Source organism: Chryseobacterium sp. C2(2020) (assembly GCF_014218915.1).
GTDB classification, from domain to species: domain Bacteria; phylum Bacteroidota; class Bacteroidia; order Flavobacteriales; family Weeksellaceae; genus Chryseobacterium; species Chryseobacterium mucoviscidosis.
On sequence record NZ_JACLCT010000030.1, the window covers coordinates 15,998 to 35,356 of the forward strand.

Annotated in this window: 20 protein-coding genes; 2 read left to right on the forward strand and 18 right to left on the reverse strand. The window is 35.9% G+C overall.

What is annotated here, in order from left to right; all coding sequences use genetic code 11:
- Positions 1-166: 166 nt before the first annotated feature.
- The 13 genes from H6W52_RS15580 to H6W52_RS15640 all read right to left on the reverse strand — a co-directional run bounded on the left by H6W52_RS15580 (position 167) and on the right by H6W52_RS15640 (position 14,085).
- Positions 167-862, reverse strand: coding sequence for a hypothetical protein (locus tag H6W52_RS15580; protein WP_116097568.1), 696 nt, complete (start codon positions 860-862; stop codon positions 167-169).
- A gap of 114 nt (positions 863-976) precedes the next feature.
- The gene (locus tag H6W52_RS15585; protein ID WP_108410455.1) at positions 977-2,311 is read right to left on the reverse strand and encodes a trigger factor; all 1,335 of its coding nucleotides are present in this window, start codon (positions 2,309-2,311) and stop codon (positions 977-979) included.
- A 155-nt stretch (positions 2,312-2,466) separates the two neighbouring features.
- Positions 2,467-3,054 carry a hypothetical protein gene (locus tag H6W52_RS15590; protein ID WP_116097566.1) on the reverse strand — a complete coding sequence of 196 codons (588 nt, stop codon included), beginning with the start codon at positions 3,052-3,054 and terminating at the stop codon, positions 2,467-2,469.
- Positions 3,055-3,103: 49 nt separating this feature from the next.
- Complete coding sequence (locus H6W52_RS15595) at positions 3,104-5,488, reverse strand: TonB-dependent receptor (protein WP_116097564.1); 2,385 nt, start codon at positions 5,486-5,488, stop codon at positions 3,104-3,106.
- A gap of 300 nt (positions 5,489-5,788) precedes the next feature.
- Positions 5,789-6,145, reverse strand: a complete 357-nt coding sequence (locus tag H6W52_RS15600) for a hypothetical protein (RefSeq protein ID WP_116097562.1) — start codon at positions 6,143-6,145, stop codon at positions 5,789-5,791.
- Between the two features lie 157 nt (positions 6,146-6,302).
- The gene (locus H6W52_RS15605) at positions 6,303-8,234 is read right to left on the reverse strand and encodes an ABC-F family ATP-binding cassette domain-containing protein (RefSeq protein WP_116097560.1); all 1,932 of its coding nucleotides are present in this window, start codon (positions 8,232-8,234) and stop codon (positions 6,303-6,305) included.
- A gap of 138 nt (positions 8,235-8,372) precedes the next feature.
- Positions 8,373-8,885 (reverse strand): hypothetical protein, encoded by a 513-nt coding sequence (locus tag H6W52_RS15610; RefSeq protein ID WP_116097558.1) that lies wholly within the window; start codon positions 8,883-8,885, stop codon positions 8,373-8,375.
- Positions 8,886-9,106: 221 nt separating this feature from the next.
- Positions 9,107-10,456 carry a T6SS phospholipase effector Tle1-like catalytic domain-containing protein gene (locus H6W52_RS15615; protein ID WP_116097556.1) on the reverse strand — a complete coding sequence of 450 codons (1,350 nt, stop codon included), beginning with the start codon at positions 10,454-10,456 and terminating at the stop codon, positions 9,107-9,109.
- Positions 10,457-10,593: 137 nt separating this feature from the next.
- Positions 10,594-11,271: a response regulator transcription factor gene (locus H6W52_RS15620; RefSeq protein WP_116097554.1), complete on the reverse strand. Its 678-nt coding sequence runs from the start codon at positions 11,269-11,271 to the stop codon at positions 10,594-10,596.
- Entirely contained in the window at positions 11,240-11,965 is a 726-nt protein-coding gene (locus tag H6W52_RS15625) for a sensor histidine kinase (RefSeq protein WP_165762926.1), read from the reverse strand. Before H6W52_RS15625 ends, H6W52_RS15620 begins: the two co-directional genes overlap by 32 nt.
- 50 nt (positions 11,966-12,015) lie before the next feature.
- Positions 12,016-12,624, reverse strand: coding sequence for a hypothetical protein (locus H6W52_RS15630; protein ID WP_116097552.1), 609 nt, complete (start codon positions 12,622-12,624; stop codon positions 12,016-12,018).
- A 19-nt stretch (positions 12,625-12,643) separates the two neighbouring features.
- Complete coding sequence (locus H6W52_RS15635) at positions 12,644-13,384, reverse strand: hypothetical protein (protein WP_116097550.1); 741 nt, start codon at positions 13,382-13,384, stop codon at positions 12,644-12,646.
- An 80-nt stretch (positions 13,385-13,464) separates the two neighbouring features.
- A complete protein-coding gene (locus H6W52_RS15640) occupies positions 13,465-14,085 on the reverse strand; it encodes a DUF5715 family protein (protein WP_116097548.1) in 621 nt (206 codons plus the stop codon).
- 218 nt (positions 14,086-14,303) lie between these two features.
- Between H6W52_RS15640 and aqpZ the strand changes: the two genes are divergently transcribed.
- A complete protein-coding gene (aqpZ, locus tag H6W52_RS15645; RefSeq protein WP_116097592.1) occupies positions 14,304-15,038 on the forward strand; it encodes an aquaporin Z in 735 nt (244 codons plus the stop codon).
- Positions 15,039-15,091: 53 nt separating this feature from the next.
- Here the strand turns inward: aqpZ and H6W52_RS15650 are convergent, their stop codons facing one another.
- The 4 genes from H6W52_RS15650 to H6W52_RS15665 all read right to left on the reverse strand — a co-directional run bounded on the left by H6W52_RS15650 (position 15,092) and on the right by H6W52_RS15665 (position 18,363).
- A complete protein-coding gene (locus H6W52_RS15650; RefSeq protein ID WP_116097546.1) occupies positions 15,092-15,637 on the reverse strand; it encodes a hypothetical protein in 546 nt (181 codons plus the stop codon).
- Between the two features lie 304 nt (positions 15,638-15,941).
- Positions 15,942-16,922, reverse strand: coding sequence for an acyl transferase (locus tag H6W52_RS15655; RefSeq protein WP_116097544.1), 981 nt, complete (start codon positions 16,920-16,922; stop codon positions 15,942-15,944).
- A gap of 155 nt (positions 16,923-17,077) precedes the next feature.
- Positions 17,078-17,890 carry a UDP-2,3-diacylglucosamine diphosphatase gene (locus tag H6W52_RS15660; protein ID WP_116097542.1) on the reverse strand — a complete coding sequence of 271 codons (813 nt, stop codon included), beginning with the start codon at positions 17,888-17,890 and terminating at the stop codon, positions 17,078-17,080.
- Between the two features lie 26 nt (positions 17,891-17,916).
- Complete coding sequence (locus H6W52_RS15665) at positions 17,917-18,363, reverse strand: 6-pyruvoyl trahydropterin synthase family protein (protein WP_087706037.1); 447 nt, start codon at positions 18,361-18,363, stop codon at positions 17,917-17,919.
- Between the two features lie 99 nt (positions 18,364-18,462).
- Here H6W52_RS15665 and H6W52_RS15670 point away from each other — a divergent pair, with 99 nt between their 5' ends.
- Entirely contained in the window at positions 18,463-18,966 is a 504-nt protein-coding gene (locus H6W52_RS15670; protein WP_157967239.1) for a TlpA family protein disulfide reductase, read from the forward strand.
- Here the strand turns inward: H6W52_RS15670 and H6W52_RS15675 are convergent.
- A complete protein-coding gene (locus H6W52_RS15675; RefSeq protein WP_116097538.1) occupies positions 18,958-19,344 on the reverse strand; it encodes an acyl-CoA thioesterase in 387 nt (128 codons plus the stop codon). The two genes, H6W52_RS15670 and H6W52_RS15675, sit on opposite strands and share 9 nt — an antisense overlap.
- Positions 19,345-19,359 lie beyond the last annotated feature (15 nt).

Below are 19,359 nucleotides of genomic sequence, written 5' to 3' on the forward strand. Positions count from 1 at the left end.
AGTAATGTAATCTTTTCTCATCAGTATGTTTTTGTGTTATAATGTGGCAAAATTAAAAATTCAACTGTTAAAGAATATTCTTTTTTAGTTAAACTTTAGTTAAAAATGTGGTATCATCAAAAAAGCCGAGCATTGCCCGGCTTTATTATGTTAAATAGCGAATTTTTTATTTAAAATCCGCATCCGTAACTCCTGAATTGATCGTTACTTTTGTCGTTTTAATAGTCATGGTCTGTCCGCCACCCTGCGCTTCAATTAAGGAAGGGAATTTAATTCCGTCTACCGTTAAATAATCTTTTGTAAACGCTGTTCCTTCTTTTGCATCTGCTTTATACAAAAGACCTGTAGAAGCATCAAAATAGAATTTTCCTTTATCGGAAGTTAACACATTATAATCTTTTCCGTCGATTTTTTCTGTGGTAACATCTTTGAATTTGGTGTAATCATATCCTAAAGCATCAATAATTTTCCCATTCTTTAAATCTCCCAGTTTATCTGCCGGAATTTCGCTTTTGTTGCCCATCTGCTCCATATATCCTTTTTCGCCGTCAAAATACTGAGAAGCGGCTTTCTGACCCATAAAAAACTGTTCAGATTTGAATTTATTGCCCATTTTTTTGGTCGTCATCGTGATTTCTCCCGGAAGCGCAGCCCCCGAAATTGTATTTTCCATCACAATGGATTTCACCGATTCAAGTTTATCTTTTCCTCCAAGTGCCGTAAGATATTTATCGATAACTTCTTTTGGAGTAAGTTTAGATTTTACCGCTTCCGTTTTAGCGGGAGCAGCAGTAGTTTTTTGTGCAGCTACCGAAGTGGAAAAAAGCACAACGCAAAAAAACGGAATGATGATCTTTTTCATAAATAAAGTTTAGTGTCGTAAATATAGGAATATTAAACAAATAAATGCAGATGTTTACTCAATAAAAAAACCACTGCAAAAACAGTGGTTTTCAAATATTTATAGTAAAATAAATTACTTTTTAAGCTCTTCCAAAAACTCGTCGTGAGAAATTACAGTTTCTTTTTTGGTTGCTTTTTCAAGGATTACATCCTTAAGCTTCGTCATCGCAACTTCAGAAGAAATCTGTCTTACCTGCTCCTGGTCTTTCAACATTTCAACCGCATATTTCTGGATCTCCTCATCTCCTAAGTGGTGGATTCCGTAGATAGCTAATTGATTTCTTACCAACTGTTCAGCCTGTCCCAAAACATCAGCATAGTCTAATTTAATGTCGTTATCCGTCATTAATTTACCTTCGATGATCTGATATTTCAACTGGTTTTTCTCAGATTCAAGGATTTCTTTTGCCTGCTCTTCAGACTGGATGTTCTGGTTAGAGAACATTAACCATTTTACAAGGAACGTTTCAGGAAGTTTTACTTCTTCTTTTTCAGAAACCTGCTCCAATACTTTATTCACAAAGTGAACATCAGCATTTTGCTGGAAGTATTCGTCTAATTCAGATTTTACTTTTTCCTTAAGCTCTTCTTCAGACTTAATGTTCCCTTCTCCGTATACTTTATCGAATAATTCCTGATTAAGTTCAGCCAAGTTAAGACCGTAGAAATCTTTTACTTTTACTTCCACTTCGTTATGGTGTAAATGCTCAACTTCTTCTTTAGAGAATCCTAATTCTTTAGCTAATTCTTCGTTTTCAGCAAGAGTTTCTTTAGAAACTTTTACAGAACCGTCCATTTTCAAAGATTTTACCAGTTTGAAAGCTTCTTTGTTTTCAGCAGTAATGGTAACGTTCTTTGGATGGTGGTGGTGCTCTCCTTCTGCATCTTCTTCCACAACCTGAGAAATTTCTAAAGCAATGTAAGAATCTTTATTGATTTTTTCTTGAGGAGCCTGCTCTGCGAAACGCTTCTGCATGTTCTCAATACTCTTGTTGATTTCTTTTTCAGAAGCCTCTACTTTGTAGTGAGGAGCTTCATATTTAGCCAGGTCAATAGTGAATTCAGGCTCAAATCCTACTTCAAAAGCAACTTCAAGCTGATCCGCATTGTAATCGAATTCGTTTACTGGCTGTGGAACCGGCTGACCAACTAATCTTAGTTTGTTTTCGTTTACGTAGTTGTTTAAAGCATCAGAAACCTGCTTGTTGATTTCTTCAAAAGCAATACCTGCTTCATATTGTTTTCTAACCATACTCAAAGGCACTTTCCCTTTTCTGAAACCAGGAACTTGCGCATTTTTAGCATAATTAATCAATTGCTTATCAACTTTTTCTTTATAGTCAGATTTTTCCAATGTCACTGTAAGCAATGCACTTACATCATCATGGTTTTTTGCAGTAACCTTCATTATTGATTAAAATTTTAGGTTGCAAAAATATAAAATTTTTATGAAAAAATATCAATTAAAATGAACTTAAAACGCCAAATCTTATTAAATAGAAAAACCACCGGAAAAATTACGGTGGTTTTTGCTAACAAGATTAAAGATATTAAAAGGTTATTTTAATTCGTGATGGTATAGTTTGCCTGCGCATCTGTTTCTCCTCCTACCTGCGTTCCGTAGATCACTCCGTTTGTGGTTGTCTGGGAATCCTCCGTTACACTTGCCGGTTCATGGTATAAAGTAAAGATAAGCTGGCTTGTAGCAGAAGGGTTTTTAACGGCTTTGTTTACTACCCATTCTGTTTTTAATCCTACACGTTTTCCGTCTGCTCTTGTAGAAGAAGCATCGTCTGTACGCGTTAAGGTAATATCAGAATTCGGGAAATTGAAGATTAAAAAGTGTTCGTCTTTTGCATCCTTAATTTCCTGAGTGGCATCTTCGTTTCCGTTTTTAAACTGTGCAGTTACCTGATAGGTTTTTCCGTCGGTTAATTTAATCGCCTGAGCTCCTCCCGCTCCCATACTGTAATTGTACGTTTGGGTAGTTCCCGCCGCAACATCTTTCACATTCAAAATAATGTTGGTAAGGTCTTCCTGCGGAAGATCGTCTTCTGCCGCAGATCCGTCTCTCTGACAAGATACTACGGTGATGGCGATGAATAAAACTGCTAATAATTTGATGATATTTTTAGTATTGAATAATTTCATTTTTTTTAAATTTTAAAGTTGATATTTTGTCTGATGGTTTTAAAAATCTTTAGAATCTGTATCTAAAGTTGAGAATAAAGTTTCTTCCTGCCTCATCCGAGAAAAATCGCATTCTGTTCAGATAATCTCTGTACGTAACATTGAAAAGATTGTTCACGATAAGTCCCGCAGAAAGATTTTTGCTGATGTTGATTCCTGTCTGGATGTTCCAGAGAGAATAACCGTTTGGCGGAGTACTGAGATCCACCGTTTTTTCCACTTCATCTCCGTCTATATATATTGGTATGGTTGCATTGTACACCGGAAATCTGTTCTGCTTAAGAAAAGTCTGGTTTTCTACGGTAAGATAGAACTGATTCCAGTTTTCCTTTTTAAACTGTAATGCATTGGAAAAATTCGGAGGCATCATTAAAATCAACGGAACATTGTTTGTGTCGTCCTGTCCGTAAACATAACTTCCCTTTCCTACATAAGTAAGATGATCCGTAAGTTTAAGATTAACATCCAGATCTACCCCATACATTTTGGCATCAATCTGCTGATAAGACCACACCGGAAATACTCCTCTGATCGTATTCTGAACTCCTGTAGGAACTTCGTTGATGAAATTCTTGGTGATAAAAAAGTAAGGATTTACAGAAACATTCAATCCTTTTAAAACGTTGAATCTCGAATCCACCGTAAGATTAAACTGATGTCCCTGTTCATTTTTCAGTCCCATATCTCCGATTTCGATCACAGAAGCAGAATGATGCAGTCCGTCTGAAAACAGTTCCGCAATATTCGGTGTTCTGCCCACTTTAGCATAATTGAATTTCAGATCAAAAGATGAATTCGGACGATATTCAAGACCAGCATTCAACGAGACATTGTTATAATTCAGTTGAGGACGCGTAAGAATCCTGTTCTGGTCTGTTTTTACATAAAACTGAGGATAAGAATCTGCATATCTCCTCTCCCAATCGCTTTTATCATACCATTTCGTAACATCGTAACGCGTAAAATCGTATCGCGCTCCTGCCTCCACATTGAAATTGCCGGAGATTTTATATTTAAAAATGGAATAAAAACCTGCTGCATATTTATCATAGTTCGGAATCAGACGTCTTGCTTTTGTCGCCGGATCCGAATAATTGTTCTGAAAACTTGCATCAATCCCAGTTTCCAGAGAAAACTTTCCTCTTTCCAGCAAATCATTAAGATTAAACTGATGCGTCATCAGTTCCAGATCCAGAGAAGGCGTATCTTTCAAATCCCCTCTTCTGATGTCATATTCCTGTCTGTGGTTGTACTGATAACTGTACGTTGCAGAAACTTTTCCGATGTTTTCAAATCTTTTGAAAGCAGAAACTTTCGCAATATGATGCTCGATCACCTGTCTCGGATTATCGATATCATAACTGAAAGTTCCTGTATAAATCGGAATTTTTGTGGTGGTTGCGTTGTAAAAATCTTCATTGTTTCCCACATGAGAACCTCTGTAAATTCCTATATTCTGGTTGGTTAAATAATAATCGAAAGAAATTCCCCTTTCATACGTATTATTCTGAACAGTAAAATTAAACGAAGAAAAATCCATTCCTGTATTCATAAGGTTATAATCCGGAGCATTCTGATCTCCGAGTTTTTTGATGCTTCCTCCGGTTTTTACCGCCCATCCGTTTTTCCAGATTTTCGCCACATCCGCATCCAGAGCCATTCCTCTTCCGTTGGAAATTCCGGTAAGACCTACTGATCCTTTTAAAGTATCTTTTTTAGGGAAAACTTCCGGCTCCATAATGACCACTCCGCCAATCGCATCACTTCCGTACTTCAATGCAGAAGCACCTTTGATAACGTCGATATGCTGGAAATTATTAATATCCACATTCGGAGCGTGTTCCACTCCCCACTCCTGTTCAGCAAGTCTCACTCCATTGTTTAAGATAGAGATTCTGCTTCCGTAAAGCCCGTGAATAATGGGTTTTGAGATATTGTTTCCTGTTTTCAAAGCACTGACTCCCGAAATCTTCGTCAATAAATTTCCCAGATTTTCAGAAGAATATTTTTCGATTTCGGCTTTATCAAGTGTTTTAATAACAAGAGATCCGTTGTTTTTATGGTTTCCGTGTATGGTAACCGTTTCGATGTCCTGAATATGATGTTCAAGCGTAATTGTTAAATGCAAATCCTGTGTAACTCCTACATTTTCAGTATAATCATTACAATCAGGATGTTTAGCAATGAGCATATATTTTCCCGCAGGAATTTTATTGATTGAAAACTTACCGTTTTTGTCGGTTTTTGCAGAAAAATCTCCAATTTTCACGGATGCATTTTCCAGCATCGTTTTATCATGAAAATCCTGAACTGTTCCTTCTACCGTGTAAGTCTGCTGTGCGTTTGTCAATGCAAATCCGCAAAGGATCAGCATAAAACTATAGATCAATTTCATTGTTAAATAGATTGATTGTGTACTTTTCAGGGTACTTTTTCGTTAAAATTTGAATTGGATTTTTTAGCTTCAGACGACGAATCTCAATGTTCTATTTTGAACCGTTAAGATTTGTTTTAAAAATTTTATAGCAATTAAGTTTAACCTTTCTTTTAAGGGATACAAAAAATCTATATGATTTTTTTAATAAAACTTACTTCCTAAATTCATCTTAATGGTTAAAAAAAAATTAGATTAGTTTAATTAAATACATTACGTATCTAAAAATTATTTAGATAAAATCCGAAAAGAATCTATGAATTATGAAATTGCGGGCGGACCGCGAAGCTGAAAGGTAAATTTGGTCTGAGACCATATTTTTTCCTGAACGGTAATGATCTGCTTTACTTCGTGCGTATAATGCGCAAAAGAAAAACTGAATTCTTCAGGAACTAAAGTATTTCCGGTAGCTAAGAAATGACAGGCAAGACAGTCTGCTGCTTTTTCCTTCGCTATATTTTTAGTAACTGTATTCTCCGATTTTTTGAAGCTGAAGTTTTTAAAAACATCTTCGGAACTGTGACTGTGGAAATTCTGGGAAAACAGCGCAAGAAAATAGATCCCAAACAATAATTTGGAAATAAAATTCTTTAGATTTCTGTTTTCTTTAAAGATCATTCGTCAAAATTATAAAAATAATTTAAAAATTGAGATTAAAGTTTTCTTAAAATATTTTGATAGATGAGTAAGTAGAAATGAGATTTTGTTACAAACTGTAATCAAACCTTATAGGTTTTAAAAACCTATAAGGTTTATTTTATGTATTTCTTAGAAATTAATTCAACTGAGTTCCCAAATATTCCCACTCCTGCAAAGCAAGATCCAGTTCTTCTTTGGTATTGTTGTATTTTTCCAGTGTTTCTTCAGAAGGGTTTTCTTTGGTGAAAGAAGCTTCAAATTCCTCAACTTTTGTTTCCAGTTCAGTAATTTTTTCTTCTACTTTTTTCAGTTTATTCTGAATATTTTTCTGCTCTTTGCTTACAATGGTTGATTGTTGAGTTTCTGTTGCAGGCTTTTCCTCTTTTTTTGCCTTTATCTCAACCTTGGTATCTTCTCCATGAAGTTTTGCTTTTTCTGCAGAGATTTCGCGAATTGATTCTTTTTGTCTGAATTCAAGATATTCGTTGATGTCTCCTAAGAATTCTTTCATTTTACCATCACGGAATTCGTAGATCTTGTCACAAAGTCCCTGTAAGAATTCCCTGTCGTGCGAAATCACAATTAATGTTCCTTCAAATTTCTGAAGAGCCAGTTTGATGATTTCCTTAGACTGGATATCCAGGTGATTGGTAGGTTCGTCCATGATCAGCGTATTGAAAGGACGAAGCAACAATTTACAAAGCGCCAAACGGTTTCTTTCCCCTCCGGAAAGTACTTTCGTTTTTTTATTCACCGCTTCACCCTGAAAAAGGAAAGATCCTAACAAATCGCGGACTCTTGGTCTCGTTTCTTCGGTTGCAGCGTCTTCCGCTTCTTCCTGAACGGTTTTATTCGGGGTTAAAACTTCCTCCTGATTCTGAGCAAAATACCCGATGTTTACGTTATGTCCAAGATTCCAAGTTCCTGAATAATCTTTGATGTCTCCTGCAAGAATTTTCGCCAACGTTGTTTTTCCCTGTCCGTTTTGTCCAAGAAGCGCAATTCTGTCTCCTCGCTGAACGATGAAATCCACATCATCAAAAATCTGTTTTTCGCCGTAAGCTTTTCCAAGATTTTCAGCTTCGAAGATAATTTTTCCTGGAACCTGCGACTGTACGAAACGGATATTGAATTTAGAAACGTCTTCATTATCTACTTCAATACGTTCGATTTTGTCTAATTTTTTAATCAAAGATTGTGCGAATGATGCTTTTGTAGCACTTGCACGGAACTTATTGATGTTATCTTCCATCTGCTTGATCTCCGCATCCTGATTCTTTTTAGCCTGAATCAGTTTTTCGCGGCGGTCTTCGCGCATCACAAGATATTTGGAATAATTCGCTTTATAATCGTCAACTTTTTTGTTGTTGATATCGAAAGTACGGTTACAAACCGCAGTCATGAACTGCTTATCGTGACTTACCAGAACAATTGCTCCGGGATAATCTTTCAAAAAGTTTTCCAGCCACATGATGGATTCCATATCCAGGTGGTTCGTAGGCTCATCGAGAAGCATGATGTCGTTCTTTTGCAGCAACAGTTTTGCCAGTTCGATTCTCATTCTCCAGCCTCCGGAAAATTCATCGGTAATTTTCTGGAAATCATCCGCTTTGAAACCAAGTCCGAACAATACTTTTTCCATATCGCCTTCCAGATTGTAAGCGTCGTGGTTCATCAAAAGGTCGTTCAGTTCCGTCATTTTATTAATCAGATCCGTGTAAGAATCGCTTTCATAGTCGGTTCTTGTCGCCATCTGATGATTCACTTCTTCAAGCTCATTTTTCCATGCGTTGATCTGTTCGAAAGCCTGCATGGTTTCTGCCCAGACTGTTCTTCCTTTTACGAAATCGAGATCCTGTTTTAAGAAACCAATGGTGATGTTTCCTTCCGGAACCACGTTTCCTTCGTAGAAATTAATTTCTCCGGAAAGCATTTTCAATAAAGTGGATTTCCCCGCTCCATTTTTACCGACCAAACCAATTTTATCATCCTTTTTAATCGTGAAATTCACGTTTTGAAACAGATATGTTCCTGAATGATGTAATCCTAAACCTTGAACCGAAAGCATGTGTTAAATAATGATTAATAGTGAATAATGAATTTTCGGGTGCAAAAATACGGAAAAGAAATGAATGCTGCATTATATGCAGAAAACCACCCTTAAAAGAGTGGTTTTCTGATGTAAAATTTAATATTAAGTTGTTTTTTAAAATGTTTTCGGAGTAACTTTGATATGGTCTGCTGCATTTCCTCCTCTCAGGAAAGATGCCAACTCTACAATATTATTGCTTATCGCTCCATAGATCGCGGTATCGCTTCCATTGTACATTCCCTGTTTGCCTCCAAACCACCAGTTATTGCTTAGTCCGCTATGTCCCTGTGCCAAAGCAACATTGTAGAAGGTACAGGTTTTTCCGCCTTTGAATTCGAGAACCAGGGTTCCGATCATAGCAAAATTAAGTTCTCCCGGATCGTGGTTAAAAGTTGTTCTGTTTGCGGGAACTCTTGCAGAAAACCATTTGGCTACTGCTGAAGATCCTTTTCTTCCGATAGAAAAAATAAACTTTCCATCGCTTCCGCAGCTTGCTGTAAATCCTACATAAATATGTCCTTTAGGATCCTGTCCTTCAGTAATTGAAAACTCGTTTACGGTAAAAGATCCTTTTACCAAATTGTTGGAAGCCGTATCGAAATAGATTTCGTTATCTCTGTATTCCATGATTATGTTCTGTTTTTTAGTCTTTGTAAATGACTTTAGGTTTAACTATAAGTGAATTTCATTCCTATTGAAGCTTCCTGTAAGAACAACCCAAAGTAACAAAGAATAAGAAGCAAAAACTACAGTATAAATAACCAAATTAAAAATAGGTAGTTTCACGTAAAAAAACTGAGCTGCCTAACCAAGACAGCTCAACACCTAAATTTAAAACTGAAAATGTACTAACATTTATTATAAAAATTTTCTTTGATTAAAATGGTACGGCTCCAATTATCGTTATTGGGAATATTGGTTCCGTAGGCGTAATCCACGACAGAATCTTCAATATGATGAATCTCCGACTGTAATCTGGATTGGTTTTTATTGAACTGATCATCCGAATGGCTCGGAACATTCAGACCGTTATTGATGATTTCTGTAGGAATTCCCGATTTGGATTCCATCATTAAAGCAGGATGATATAACCCGAAATTTGCCGAAATATGGGTATAATCTGCCAGTTTTTCATAACTGTAATCCGGCTTAATGTCAGGTGAAAGGTTTTTAATATAATTTTCAAGAGCCTCCGATAATTCTACAAGGTAAGGATGTGTTTCGGGATGAATTTCAAAAGTAAATTCATCAAAATCCTCCTCAAAAACAGACTGCTCAGAATTGGTTTCCATCAGCATAAGTTTTCCGTAGACTTTTGAAAGATCACTGTACACCAAATCTCTTGTAACGTAAGCCTGAGAAAAAATATCGCCTTTATCTATTTTATAATCTTGTAAAACGGAATTCCAAATTTTCTTTTTTTCTGAATCTAAAGCCGTTCCTCTAATGTTTTCCACATAGTAATAGAGTTCTCTATTTTTAATGAAATTCGGAGAAATATAAACCGATTGGGAACCTTCTAAATATCCTCCTCCTACATCTGCATGGGCTCCCGGAACGAAAATTTCTTTCCATACCGAGTTTCCGCTTTCCCATTTTGCGTCTGTTCTGTCTTTTGATTCTTCGAAAATACCTGTAAGAGGAAAAAAATAACGGCATTCGTTTACGCCACAAATGTGAAGAACTCTTTCTGTTTCGGGTAAAACCGCCACATCGTAATCGTTGAAAGCAGCAGATTCTACCGTATCAAAAATTCCCAAAAATTTAATTTTAACTTTTTTTCCTGAAAATTCTGAGGTATGCTGTATTATTTTATTACAAAAAGTTCTTGCCAACATGGCTCCACGACTGAAGCCATAGATGTATAACTGGTATTCTCTTGTATCTTCCTCAATTGTATTTTTAATGAAGGAAAAAGCTTCTTCCAGTTTATCATCTGAAGAATATCCGTGATACCCCGCAGGATTTTTGCACGTAGCCATTGCAAAATCGCTGTCTTCATTTCCTGCAACCGTTCCGATTCCTCCTACATATTTTTTCTCATCACTTTTAAACAGCTTAAATAATTTATAGATATTGGTAATATTACCGTAATAGCTTTCGTTATTCCTAAGTGGTTTATTATGAGAAGTGGCATTCATCCCGTTGTTTCCTGTTCCATCGAAGAAAATTCCGACAGAGATGATGTTGTTTTCCATTACACTTTGTGGTTTTTATCTTTTCTTCATTCCTAAAAATGAAGCACTTATTATATGAACACTCCAAAGTAACGATGAAAAAAACCGGGATAATAGAGTAGAAAGTACCAAATAAAAAATTCCGTATTTCTACGGAATCAGATTCTTTCTAAGGGATGAATATTGTTGATAATGGCATAAATTACAATTCCCACTGTATTTTTAGCGCCTATTTTTTCGACGATTCGCTGTCTGTGGCTTTCTACGGTTCTGGGACTGATGAATAATTTTTCTGCGATTTCGTTGTTGGTGCATTCCTGACAGATGAGTCTTACAACATCTTTTTCGCGGTCGGAGAGTTCATCGTCCATTTCAAAGAGTGTTCTTTTTTTGGTAGGGCTGTTCATGTAGGAAAAAATCATCTGATGATCTTCCGGAGTAAAGAAAATTCCGTTTTTGTAGACCATGGTAATGGCTTCGATAAAAGCATTTCGGTTAGAGTTCTTTGGCAGAAATGCTGAAACACCCAGCTTCACCATATATCCCAGAATGGTTGTTTTGTAATGGGAAGAAAGGATAATAATTTTAAGATTGGGATATTTTTCCTTTAAGATTTCTACCAGCTCAAAGCCGTTCATGGGCTGCATCTGTACGTCTACCAAGGCAATATCGGGAAAATCTTCTTCAGAGGTTTCTTCTAAAGTTTCTAAAAAATCCGGTCCGTTGGTAGAGGTAGATCCTACCGTGATATTGGGTTCCGAAGACAATAACATTTTTACGCCTTCGAGAATGAGTTGTTCGTCATCAATTAATGCTATTTTGATCTGGGAGTTCATTGTATGGAATTTTTATAATTAGTCGGCTGCCTTTACCTAGGGTATTTTTCCATTTGTGCGCCGCGTTCATAGATTTTATTCTGGATTCTATATTTTTAATACCCATTCCCTTTTTTACCTCATCATACTCAAAGCTTTGCCCGTTATCGGAAATGATAACTGCAAGATTTGTTTTATTATCTTTAATATAGATCCAGACTCTGGATGCTTCCGAATGTTTAAGGACATTGGTTGTAAATTCCTGAATAATTCTGTACAACTGAACTTCCACGAAGATTTCTTTTTTCTGAAATTTCGGACTTACGTTCAGTGAAATATTTATTCTTCCTGATAAATTGGCAATCAGCTCTTCAATATAAAGAACAAGACCTACGGATTCCAGATTCACGGGATATAATGAATGAGAAATGCTTCTGGCAGAATCTATGAGAGAAGACATTTGTGTGGTTATATTTTTTTTGATGAGTTCATCGCCTTTGGTATCTAAATTATTCAGCCATAAAGAAAGAATATTCAGACGGTTTCCGATGTCGTCGTGGATCATAACGGCAATTCTTTTCCGCTCGGATTCCTGCGCTTTAATATTTTCCAGAGCAAGATTTTTCTGATGCTGAACTTCTGCTTCGTACTGTGCATTTTTCTCTTTAATGATTCTCTGGATGAAACTTCTGTAAGCCAACAAAATAAATGTCATGATAATTACCAGAACGGCAATCAACGCAACAAAAAAAGTGATATTTAAGGTTATTTCTTTAATCTTAAAAAGGTATAGATGATTGATATATATAAAAAGCTGCAGAGCACATTATTGATGCTCCATATCATTCCTGCCTGTTTTACTCCAAAATCTGCAAGCTGACGAAGAAGGAAGAATAAAAAGACCGACAATCCATAATACAGAAAAATAAGACTGTCTACCGCCATGAAACGGTCATTTACCTTGGTGTTTTTAATTTCCATAAGCAGTGCATAACCGGCAAAGCAGATCACAATAATATTTGAAATTACTTTCTTTACTTCATTGGTTACCATTCCTGTATCCAGCAAAAAGAAGAGCGCCAGTACTACTACCGGAAGGTAGCAATACCATGGTAATGCTAATTTTTTCACGAAAAGAATTCCCAAGATGAGAAATTCTCCTGCTACGTAATAAGGAAACAGAAAATCCAGTCCTTTTACATGAAAAAGACTGATAGAAACTCTTCCTGCCGCTTCTATCAAAAAAAGAAAAATGATATAATATACATACCATTTTTCTGTGTTTCTAAGTGTTTTGTACTTTAAAATTCCGATTAAAGCACAAATAACAAGTAAACTGTTATTAAGATAAAGTATTACCTGGTAAATATCCACAATATATTTTAGTTAAAAATTACATAAACTGGCAGATAGGCGGACATGCATTTGACCAATCGTATGTATTGGAGATTTTTTCAACGCTTACTCCGTTTTCACTGCCCTCCAGATCTGTATAAAAAGAAATGAAAATAAGCGTAGGCAAAACTCTCTGATACACCTGAGAAAATTTCAGTCCGAAGGAACAAACCATATGGGAAAGCCCTGCTTTCGGCGGATTAAGATTTTCTGCAGGTACGTAAAACTGTCTGAAAATTCTTGCTCCCTGAAATTCTGTGCATTCTCTGTAGAACCACGTCATTGCTTCGTTTCTCCAGGATTCTATGGCTTCGATTGCTTTATCCTGCTCCATCATGGGCTTATTGGCAATCGGCCAGAACATATCCGAACTGTTATCGACTGTTTTAAGCTCTTTGGAAAGAACCGCATTTTTCACAAGCGTATATTCTTCCGTTTCCACCAGATTAAGGTCTTCCTTCAGTTCAGCTAAAAAGCTGTAAGGATAATCCTGTACTTCTTTTTTATGTCCTCCTTCGTCCATCGGGCAAAGAACAGCAACCATCTTATTCTCGTAAATACCGATCTGAGCACAAAACTCACTTCCTGTATTTTCGTTCTTCACCCAGTTGATCTGTTCTGCATCAAAATCAAAAACATAATTGGTAGGAATCAGATCTTTAATGGCATTGTAATTTCCACGGCAATTGTCCCACGCTGCAAATGCTAATTCGCATTGTTCTCTGTTGAATGTATTCATATTTTCACGGTTTTTCTAAGGCATAAAATTATAGAAACTAAATTATCTATGCAAGTATCTCACGTATAATTGAAAATTAGTTAATAATTCTTTACTGTAATGTGATAACAGCTCTGTTGTTTCTCTTTGATGTAATAAATTCTTCCCAGATCATAATAATACTTCAGAACCTTCTCCAAAGCAGCTTCCAACTTAGGATTATGCTTTAAAACACCATTAAACCGTACATACGAAATGTCAAAAGAATTTCCGTAGTTATGAGAACTGATTCCCAATGCCGCATTAGAATTCACTCTTCTCAGTCGGCACTGGTCTTCCAGTGTTCTGGTAATGGAAGAAACCGTAAAGACATTCCCTTTTGTTTCTTTACTGAAACGCACTCCTATTTTCTCGAGCATCGATTTCCCTTTAGAAACCATGTAAGCTCTGCTGTAATCCAGTTTCTGAACCCGATATCCGGTTCCTGATTTTTTTATTTTATGAAATTTTCCTTTGCTGATATAATCCTGAATGGTCTTTGAATCCTTTAGAAGCTTTACCCCAAAACTTTTTGAGGCATCCAGATGCGGCTTATAAAGAAAAGTGGGTTCTACTCTTAAAACTTCTGTAAGATCATAGCATGGTAATGTTTTTTGAGCCGCCTGTGAAGAAAATATGCCATGAAGAAAGGAAGCAAAGATCACACACAAAAACTTTTTCATGAAAGAAATTTTAAAAATTATAAACTAAAATAATCATTTATGAAATAAATATAAACTCTAATAAACATATATATGAAAATAATTAACTATTATTTTTATTTTAAATTATTAAATCAATAATAAAATCAAAATTTAATTTGCAATAAGTTTAAAATTATACTTTTTAATTCAATATATTAATGATAAATTTGAAATACTTTTTAAAAATAAACAATATGATAAAAAAACTTTTTGCTGAATTTTTCGGCACATTCTGGCTTGTTTTCGGAGGTTGCGGAAGTGCAATCTTCGCCTCGCAGATTGCAGCGGCATCTAATGGACAATTAGGGATTCTTCTTCTGGGTGTTTCGCTGGCTTTCGGGCTTACCGTTCTTACCATGGCATATGCAGTAGGACATATTTCAGGAGGTCATTTCAACCCGGCTGTTTCTGTAGGACTTCTTGCAGGAGGGAGATTTTCTGCTAAAGATCTTGTTCCTTACGTAGCCGCACAGTGTGTTGGAGCGATTGCAGCCGCAGGAGCATTGTATACAATTCTGAGCGGTTCCGGAGCTCCGGATTTTTCTGGACCGGGAGCTTTTGCCACCAATTTCTACGGTGAAGCGGTCTATTTCGGAAAAAGCTACTCGATGAGTGCTGCATTTTTAACGGAATTTTTATTGACGGCATTTTTCCTGATCATCATTCTTGGTGCGACAGATAAATTTGCCAACGGAAAATTTGCAGGTATTGCAATTGGTTTGGGATTAACGTTAATCCATTTAATTTCCATCCCGATTACGAATACTTCCGTGAATCCGGCAAGATCACTTTCTCAGGCAGTGTTTGTAGGCGGAAACTCAATGTCTCAGCTTTGGCTGTTCTGGGTTGCTCCGATTTTGGGAGGAATTGCGGGAGGATTGATTTACAGATTCCTGCTGCAGCGAAACGGCATGGAAGAATTAGATAGTTAACCACAAAATCCTGTCAGCCGACAGGATTTTTTTATGTTTGACATTTTGAAAGACTACTTTAATTTTTTAAGATCAAACGGATTTTTGAAGATAAGTTCTTCATGCTTTCCTTTGATCTCCATTTTCTTATATAATAGATTTAAAGCCATTTTCCGGATGAAAAGATCTTTATCATTCAGTTTCCAGTAAGAATCTTCGTGTACTTTTCTGGGTTTTCTTACAATATAAAATTCCGTTTCCCAAGAGTCTACGTTGTGGTAAAATTCGATAATTCCGCAATGTTCGGGAATCATTTCATGATCTACCATTCCCATCGGAAGCAGAAAACTGAACGCATTGCAAATATAATCTCCACAGGAAATTTTATCATGTTTCAAAAATTTTTCGCCGGTATTGGAATTGGTATAGGATTTTTTAAAATCGTTTTTGAAATCGCTCTTCGAAAGCTTGATTTCAATTTCATGACTGTATCCTTCTGAATCAACAATCAGAATATCGGCTTCCCAATCTGCCTGAAAATGATTGGTCAAAACAATTTCCTTCTCAAAATTGCATTGAGAATGAATAAATGCGTGAACCAATTCTTCTATTTTTAACACTTTTTGTTTTTTTATTTTTTGTTTTCAACGCGAAGATCGCATCGCAAAGATTTTATTTAGTATTTGTTCTGCATAGTTCGTTCGCAAAGGCGTTTCACTAAGCTAATGATAATTGATGTTTAAATAATAATACTGCTTTGATGAAACTCTTTATTTTTAACGCGGAGATCGCAAAGATTTTATTTATTATTTGTTCTGTATATTTTCGCTCGCAAAGGCGTTTTCACTAAGCAAATGATAGCAGAATTTTAAATTTTGAGCCTGAAAATTCTGCAATTCTAAAATACTTCAACTACAAACTCAATCAACTTACAAGCAAACTGCATCCACGAATATCTGAATGATCGATTCTGCCTAAAACCTGAAATTTATCTCCGACAATTTTTCCTAAATCTTGTGTTGCGATGAATGCACAGGAATGTACATTTGCCAAGTCGATGATATTAATCGCTCCCGTTCTTTCCTCTTTTTCATAATTAAAGGGATCTTCTGCATTTCTGATCATGATGCGCATCCAGTTCGGACATTGATATTCGTTATTTCCTAAAGAATATGCCTGTGAAAGAAGCTCCGTCATGGAATATTCTGAATAAATTTTATCAGTTTTAAAACCTTCCTGCAAAATGTTCAGCAGCTCATCTTTGGTCATTTCTTCTTTTCGGCCTTTCATTCCTCCGGTTTCGATTACGGTTAAAGAATCGGAGAACTGAAGCGTTTTTGAACTGCTGTCACAGAAGTCTAAGAAATCCAGCAAAGCAAAAGAAACACCGAAGAGAATAACTTTTTTATTTTGTAATTCATTTAAAAGTGTAAATAAATCTTCATGATTGTAAAGGAAATATCCGTTTTCAGGTTTTCCGGATTTTTTCATCAGGTAATCTACCATATAAATCAGCGAAGAGTTTTGTCTTTCCAGATAACTTGGCAAAAGTCCGAGAAAAATGAAATCTTCAGGTTTTCCGATAAACTGTTCAAAGCTTTTATAAATGCTTTCTTCATACAGTTGAGGATTGGCAATGAAATGTTTCGATAAATTCATCTGTGTGGTTCCGGAACTCTGAAAAAAAAGATCCGCAGTTACATTTTTATCTAAAACCTGATGATTTTTAAACATTTCAATGGGCAGAAAAGGAATTTTTGTCAGTTCATCAACATTTTCAGGTTTTATGTTGAGATAATCTACAAAACGTCTGTAAACTTCAATATTTTCATACTGATAACGGAAGGTTTCCAGTGATGCAGCTAAAAAATCCTGCTCTGTCTGTATGCCGAATATATTTTTCACTTCTAAAAATATTTTTATTCTTTCAATCTCATTTACAATTAATTATCATAAAAAAGATTTCTTTTTAATCATTTTTAATCTTAAAATTAAAAAATGGTCAGATTATTGCAATGAGTCATACGGAATATGGATTAAAAACATGAATGAATTTCGGTTCATTCGGAAATTACCTCAGCTTTTGGGGTAATTTTTTTTGTGCTGTCTCCAAAGGTTTTCAGTTCAAAATCATGCTCAAAAACACCATAGGTAAAATAAGAGATCCAGTCTCCCAGATTGATGTATTTTGCTTTTCCTTCAAGATCCAGAATCATCGGAAGATGACGGTGTCCGTAAATAAAATAATCGATTGGCTGAGTTTTAAGTTTTTCTTTTGAATAAATGATCAGAAATTCCTTATCCTCTCCCAAAAATTCTTTATCCTCATCTCCCGAAATCATTTTATTTTTCTGAGACATGTACAATGCTATTTTCATCGCAATATCGGGATGCAGCCATTTAAAAAACCATTGCGCAACAGGATTGGTAAAGACTTTTTTCATTCTTTTATATCCTTTGTCTCCCGGTCCCAAACCATCGCCATGAGCCAGCAAAAACTGTTTTCCGCCCATCTCAAAATACTGCTTTTTATAGAAAACCGTACATCCGATTTCTTCTTCAAGATAATCTTTCATCCAAAGGTCATGGTTTCCCACAAAGAAGTAAATATGGATTCCGCGGTCTTTCAGTTCGGCGATTTTTCCCAAAACCCGAACATATCCCTTCGGAATTACGTGTTTCCACTCATGCCAGAAATCAAACAGATCTCCCATTAAAAAAAGAACCTGCGCATCCTCCTTTATTTCGTCCATCCAACGGATAAAACGCTCTTCGCGCAGTTTACTTTCCTTTGGATTCGGTGCGCCAAAATGCTGGTCTGAAGCGAAATATACTTTTTTACCGGGTTCTAAATTAATGGTTGTTTTTAACACCGTTCTGAGTTTTTCTGAATAAAAAATTACTGATTATCTTCCGCAAACCACTCTCCGTAAGAGTTTTCGGTTTCATGAAGTTTAAGATAAGCCAAAGAAATTCCTTCAGGAAGCTTCGATTTTATTTTTGCTGCGATGGCATATAACATATTCTCGCAGGTCGGCTGAAATGTACAGTAGATCACTTTATGCCCTTTTTCCTCAAGATCTTCCCCGAGTTCTCTGTGCGGCGAAAGTCCGTTGATGAGAACAGCATGATCCCAAACATCTACAATTTCAGACTTTACGATACTTTTAATATCACCAAAATCCACCACCATCCCATTCTTAGGGTTTTCCAAATCATTAACAGGCTTTCCTTTCACCGTTACAAACAGCTTATAGGAATGTCCGTGCATATTTTTACATTTCCCGTCATAATTGTATAAAACGTGAGCGGTTTCGAATGTAAAAATTTTTGTAATACGTATCATCCTGCAAAGATAAGGAATTTGGTTTGTTCCGTTCATGTTCTTTGAGTACAAGAAAATAATCTTCATGAAATAATATTGAAGATGAACCGTTACTTCATCATGAAAACAATAACCTTATTATTAATCTTTTACAGCGTAATCTTTAATGCTCAAAAGAGACAGTTTTGGACTTACCCCGATCTGGAAAATAAAATAGGAACCCATTTTCCGATTGAAAACTATAAAAATTCTGAAGGAAAAAATTTCAATTCCAATGATTTAAAGGGGAAAATCTCTTTTATCAATTTTTGGTCAACTCACTGCGAACCCTGTCTTGAAGAGCTTCCCTATCTTAATAAACTGAAAGAACTTTCAGGAGAAACAATCAATTTTATAGCTATTACCTATGACAGTAAAGAAAAAGTTAATCAATTTTTAACCAAAAGACCTTTCAATTTTCAGCAAATTACAGATTCCGGACAGGAGCTGAAATCCTACTTTACACTGCTGAGAAATCCAATGACTTTTATGGTTGACAAAAACGGAAATATTCAGGAAATCACTGGAACCATCGAAGAAACAAAGTTTGAAATCCTGCAAAAAATTGTAAAGGAATCATTTTAGCTTTTCCAACCAGTCACTTTCCAGTCTTTTAATTTTCTGCGTTTCAACGTCTACCAAAACCCACAATGTAGTAGAATCCACAACCAACTGATCGTTACAGTAAAACTCCACTTTTCTCGGCTGACGAATTCCTTCAGGAGCTTTCGGATAGGTTTTTACGGTAATGATGTCATTAAGATACACCTGCTTTTTGTATTGAATATGATGATCCAGAAGCATCCAGATATCTTTCGGATATTCGGTTTTATGTTTTACAAAATCCCAGTGCGCTGCTGCAATTTCTTCCACCCAATGCACATACTGAACGTTATTTACATGATTATTTCCATCAATATGCTGCTCTGTAACCTGTATCTGTTTTTCAAAAATCAAACTCATCTCCTTCAAATATAA

What these genes read in the sequence shown, in the direction of transcription:
- H6W52_RS15580 (WP_116097568.1), bottom strand. Translation starts at nt 862, where the DNA reads ATGAAAAAGATCATCATTCCGTTTTTTTGCGTTGTGCTTTTTTCCACT.
- H6W52_RS15585 (WP_108410455.1), bottom strand. Translation starts at nt 2,311, where the DNA reads ATGAAGGTTACTGCAAAAAACCATGATGATGTAAGTGCATTGCTTACA.
- H6W52_RS15590 (WP_116097566.1), bottom strand. Translation starts at nt 3,054, where the DNA reads ATGAAATTATTCAATACTAAAAATATCATCAAATTATTAGCAGTTTTA.
- H6W52_RS15595 (WP_116097564.1), bottom strand. Translation starts at nt 5,488, where the DNA reads ATGAAATTGATCTATAGTTTTATGCTGATCCTTTGCGGATTTGCATTG.
- H6W52_RS15600 (WP_116097562.1), bottom strand. Translation starts at nt 6,145, where the DNA reads ATGATCTTTAAAGAAAACAGAAATCTAAAGAATTTTATTTCCAAATTA.
- H6W52_RS15605 (WP_116097560.1), bottom strand. Translation starts at nt 8,234, where the DNA reads ATGCTTTCGGTTCAAGGTTTAGGATTACATCATTCAGGAACATATCTG.
- H6W52_RS15610 (WP_116097558.1), bottom strand. Translation starts at nt 8,885, where the DNA reads ATGGAATACAGAGATAACGAAATCTATTTCGATACGGCTTCCAACAAT.
- H6W52_RS15615 (WP_116097556.1), bottom strand. Translation starts at nt 10,456, where the DNA reads ATGGAAAACAACATCATCTCTGTCGGAATTTTCTTCGATGGAACAGGA.
- H6W52_RS15620 (WP_116097554.1), bottom strand. Translation starts at nt 11,271, where the DNA reads ATGAACTCCCAGATCAAAATAGCATTAATTGATGACGAACAACTCATT.
- H6W52_RS15625 (WP_165762926.1), bottom strand. Translation starts at nt 11,965, where the DNA reads ATGACATTTATTTTGTTGGCTTACAGAAGTTTCATCCAGAGAATCATT.
- H6W52_RS15635 (WP_116097550.1), bottom strand. Translation starts at nt 13,384, where the DNA reads ATGAATACATTCAACAGAGAACAATGCGAATTAGCATTTGCAGCGTGG.
- H6W52_RS15640 (WP_116097548.1), bottom strand. Translation starts at nt 14,085, where the DNA reads ATGAAAAAGTTTTTGTGTGTGATCTTTGCTTCCTTTCTTCATGGCATA.
- H6W52_RS15665 (WP_087706037.1), bottom strand. Translation starts at nt 18,363, where the DNA reads ATGATACGTATTACAAAAATTTTTACATTCGAAACCGCTCACGTTTTA.
- H6W52_RS15670 (WP_157967239.1), top strand. Translation starts at nt 18,463, where the DNA reads ATGAAAACAATAACCTTATTATTAATCTTTTACAGCGTAATCTTTAAT.
- H6W52_RS15675 (WP_116097538.1), bottom strand. Translation starts at nt 19,344, where the DNA reads ATGAGTTTGATTTTTGAAAAACAGATACAGGTTACAGAGCAGCATATT.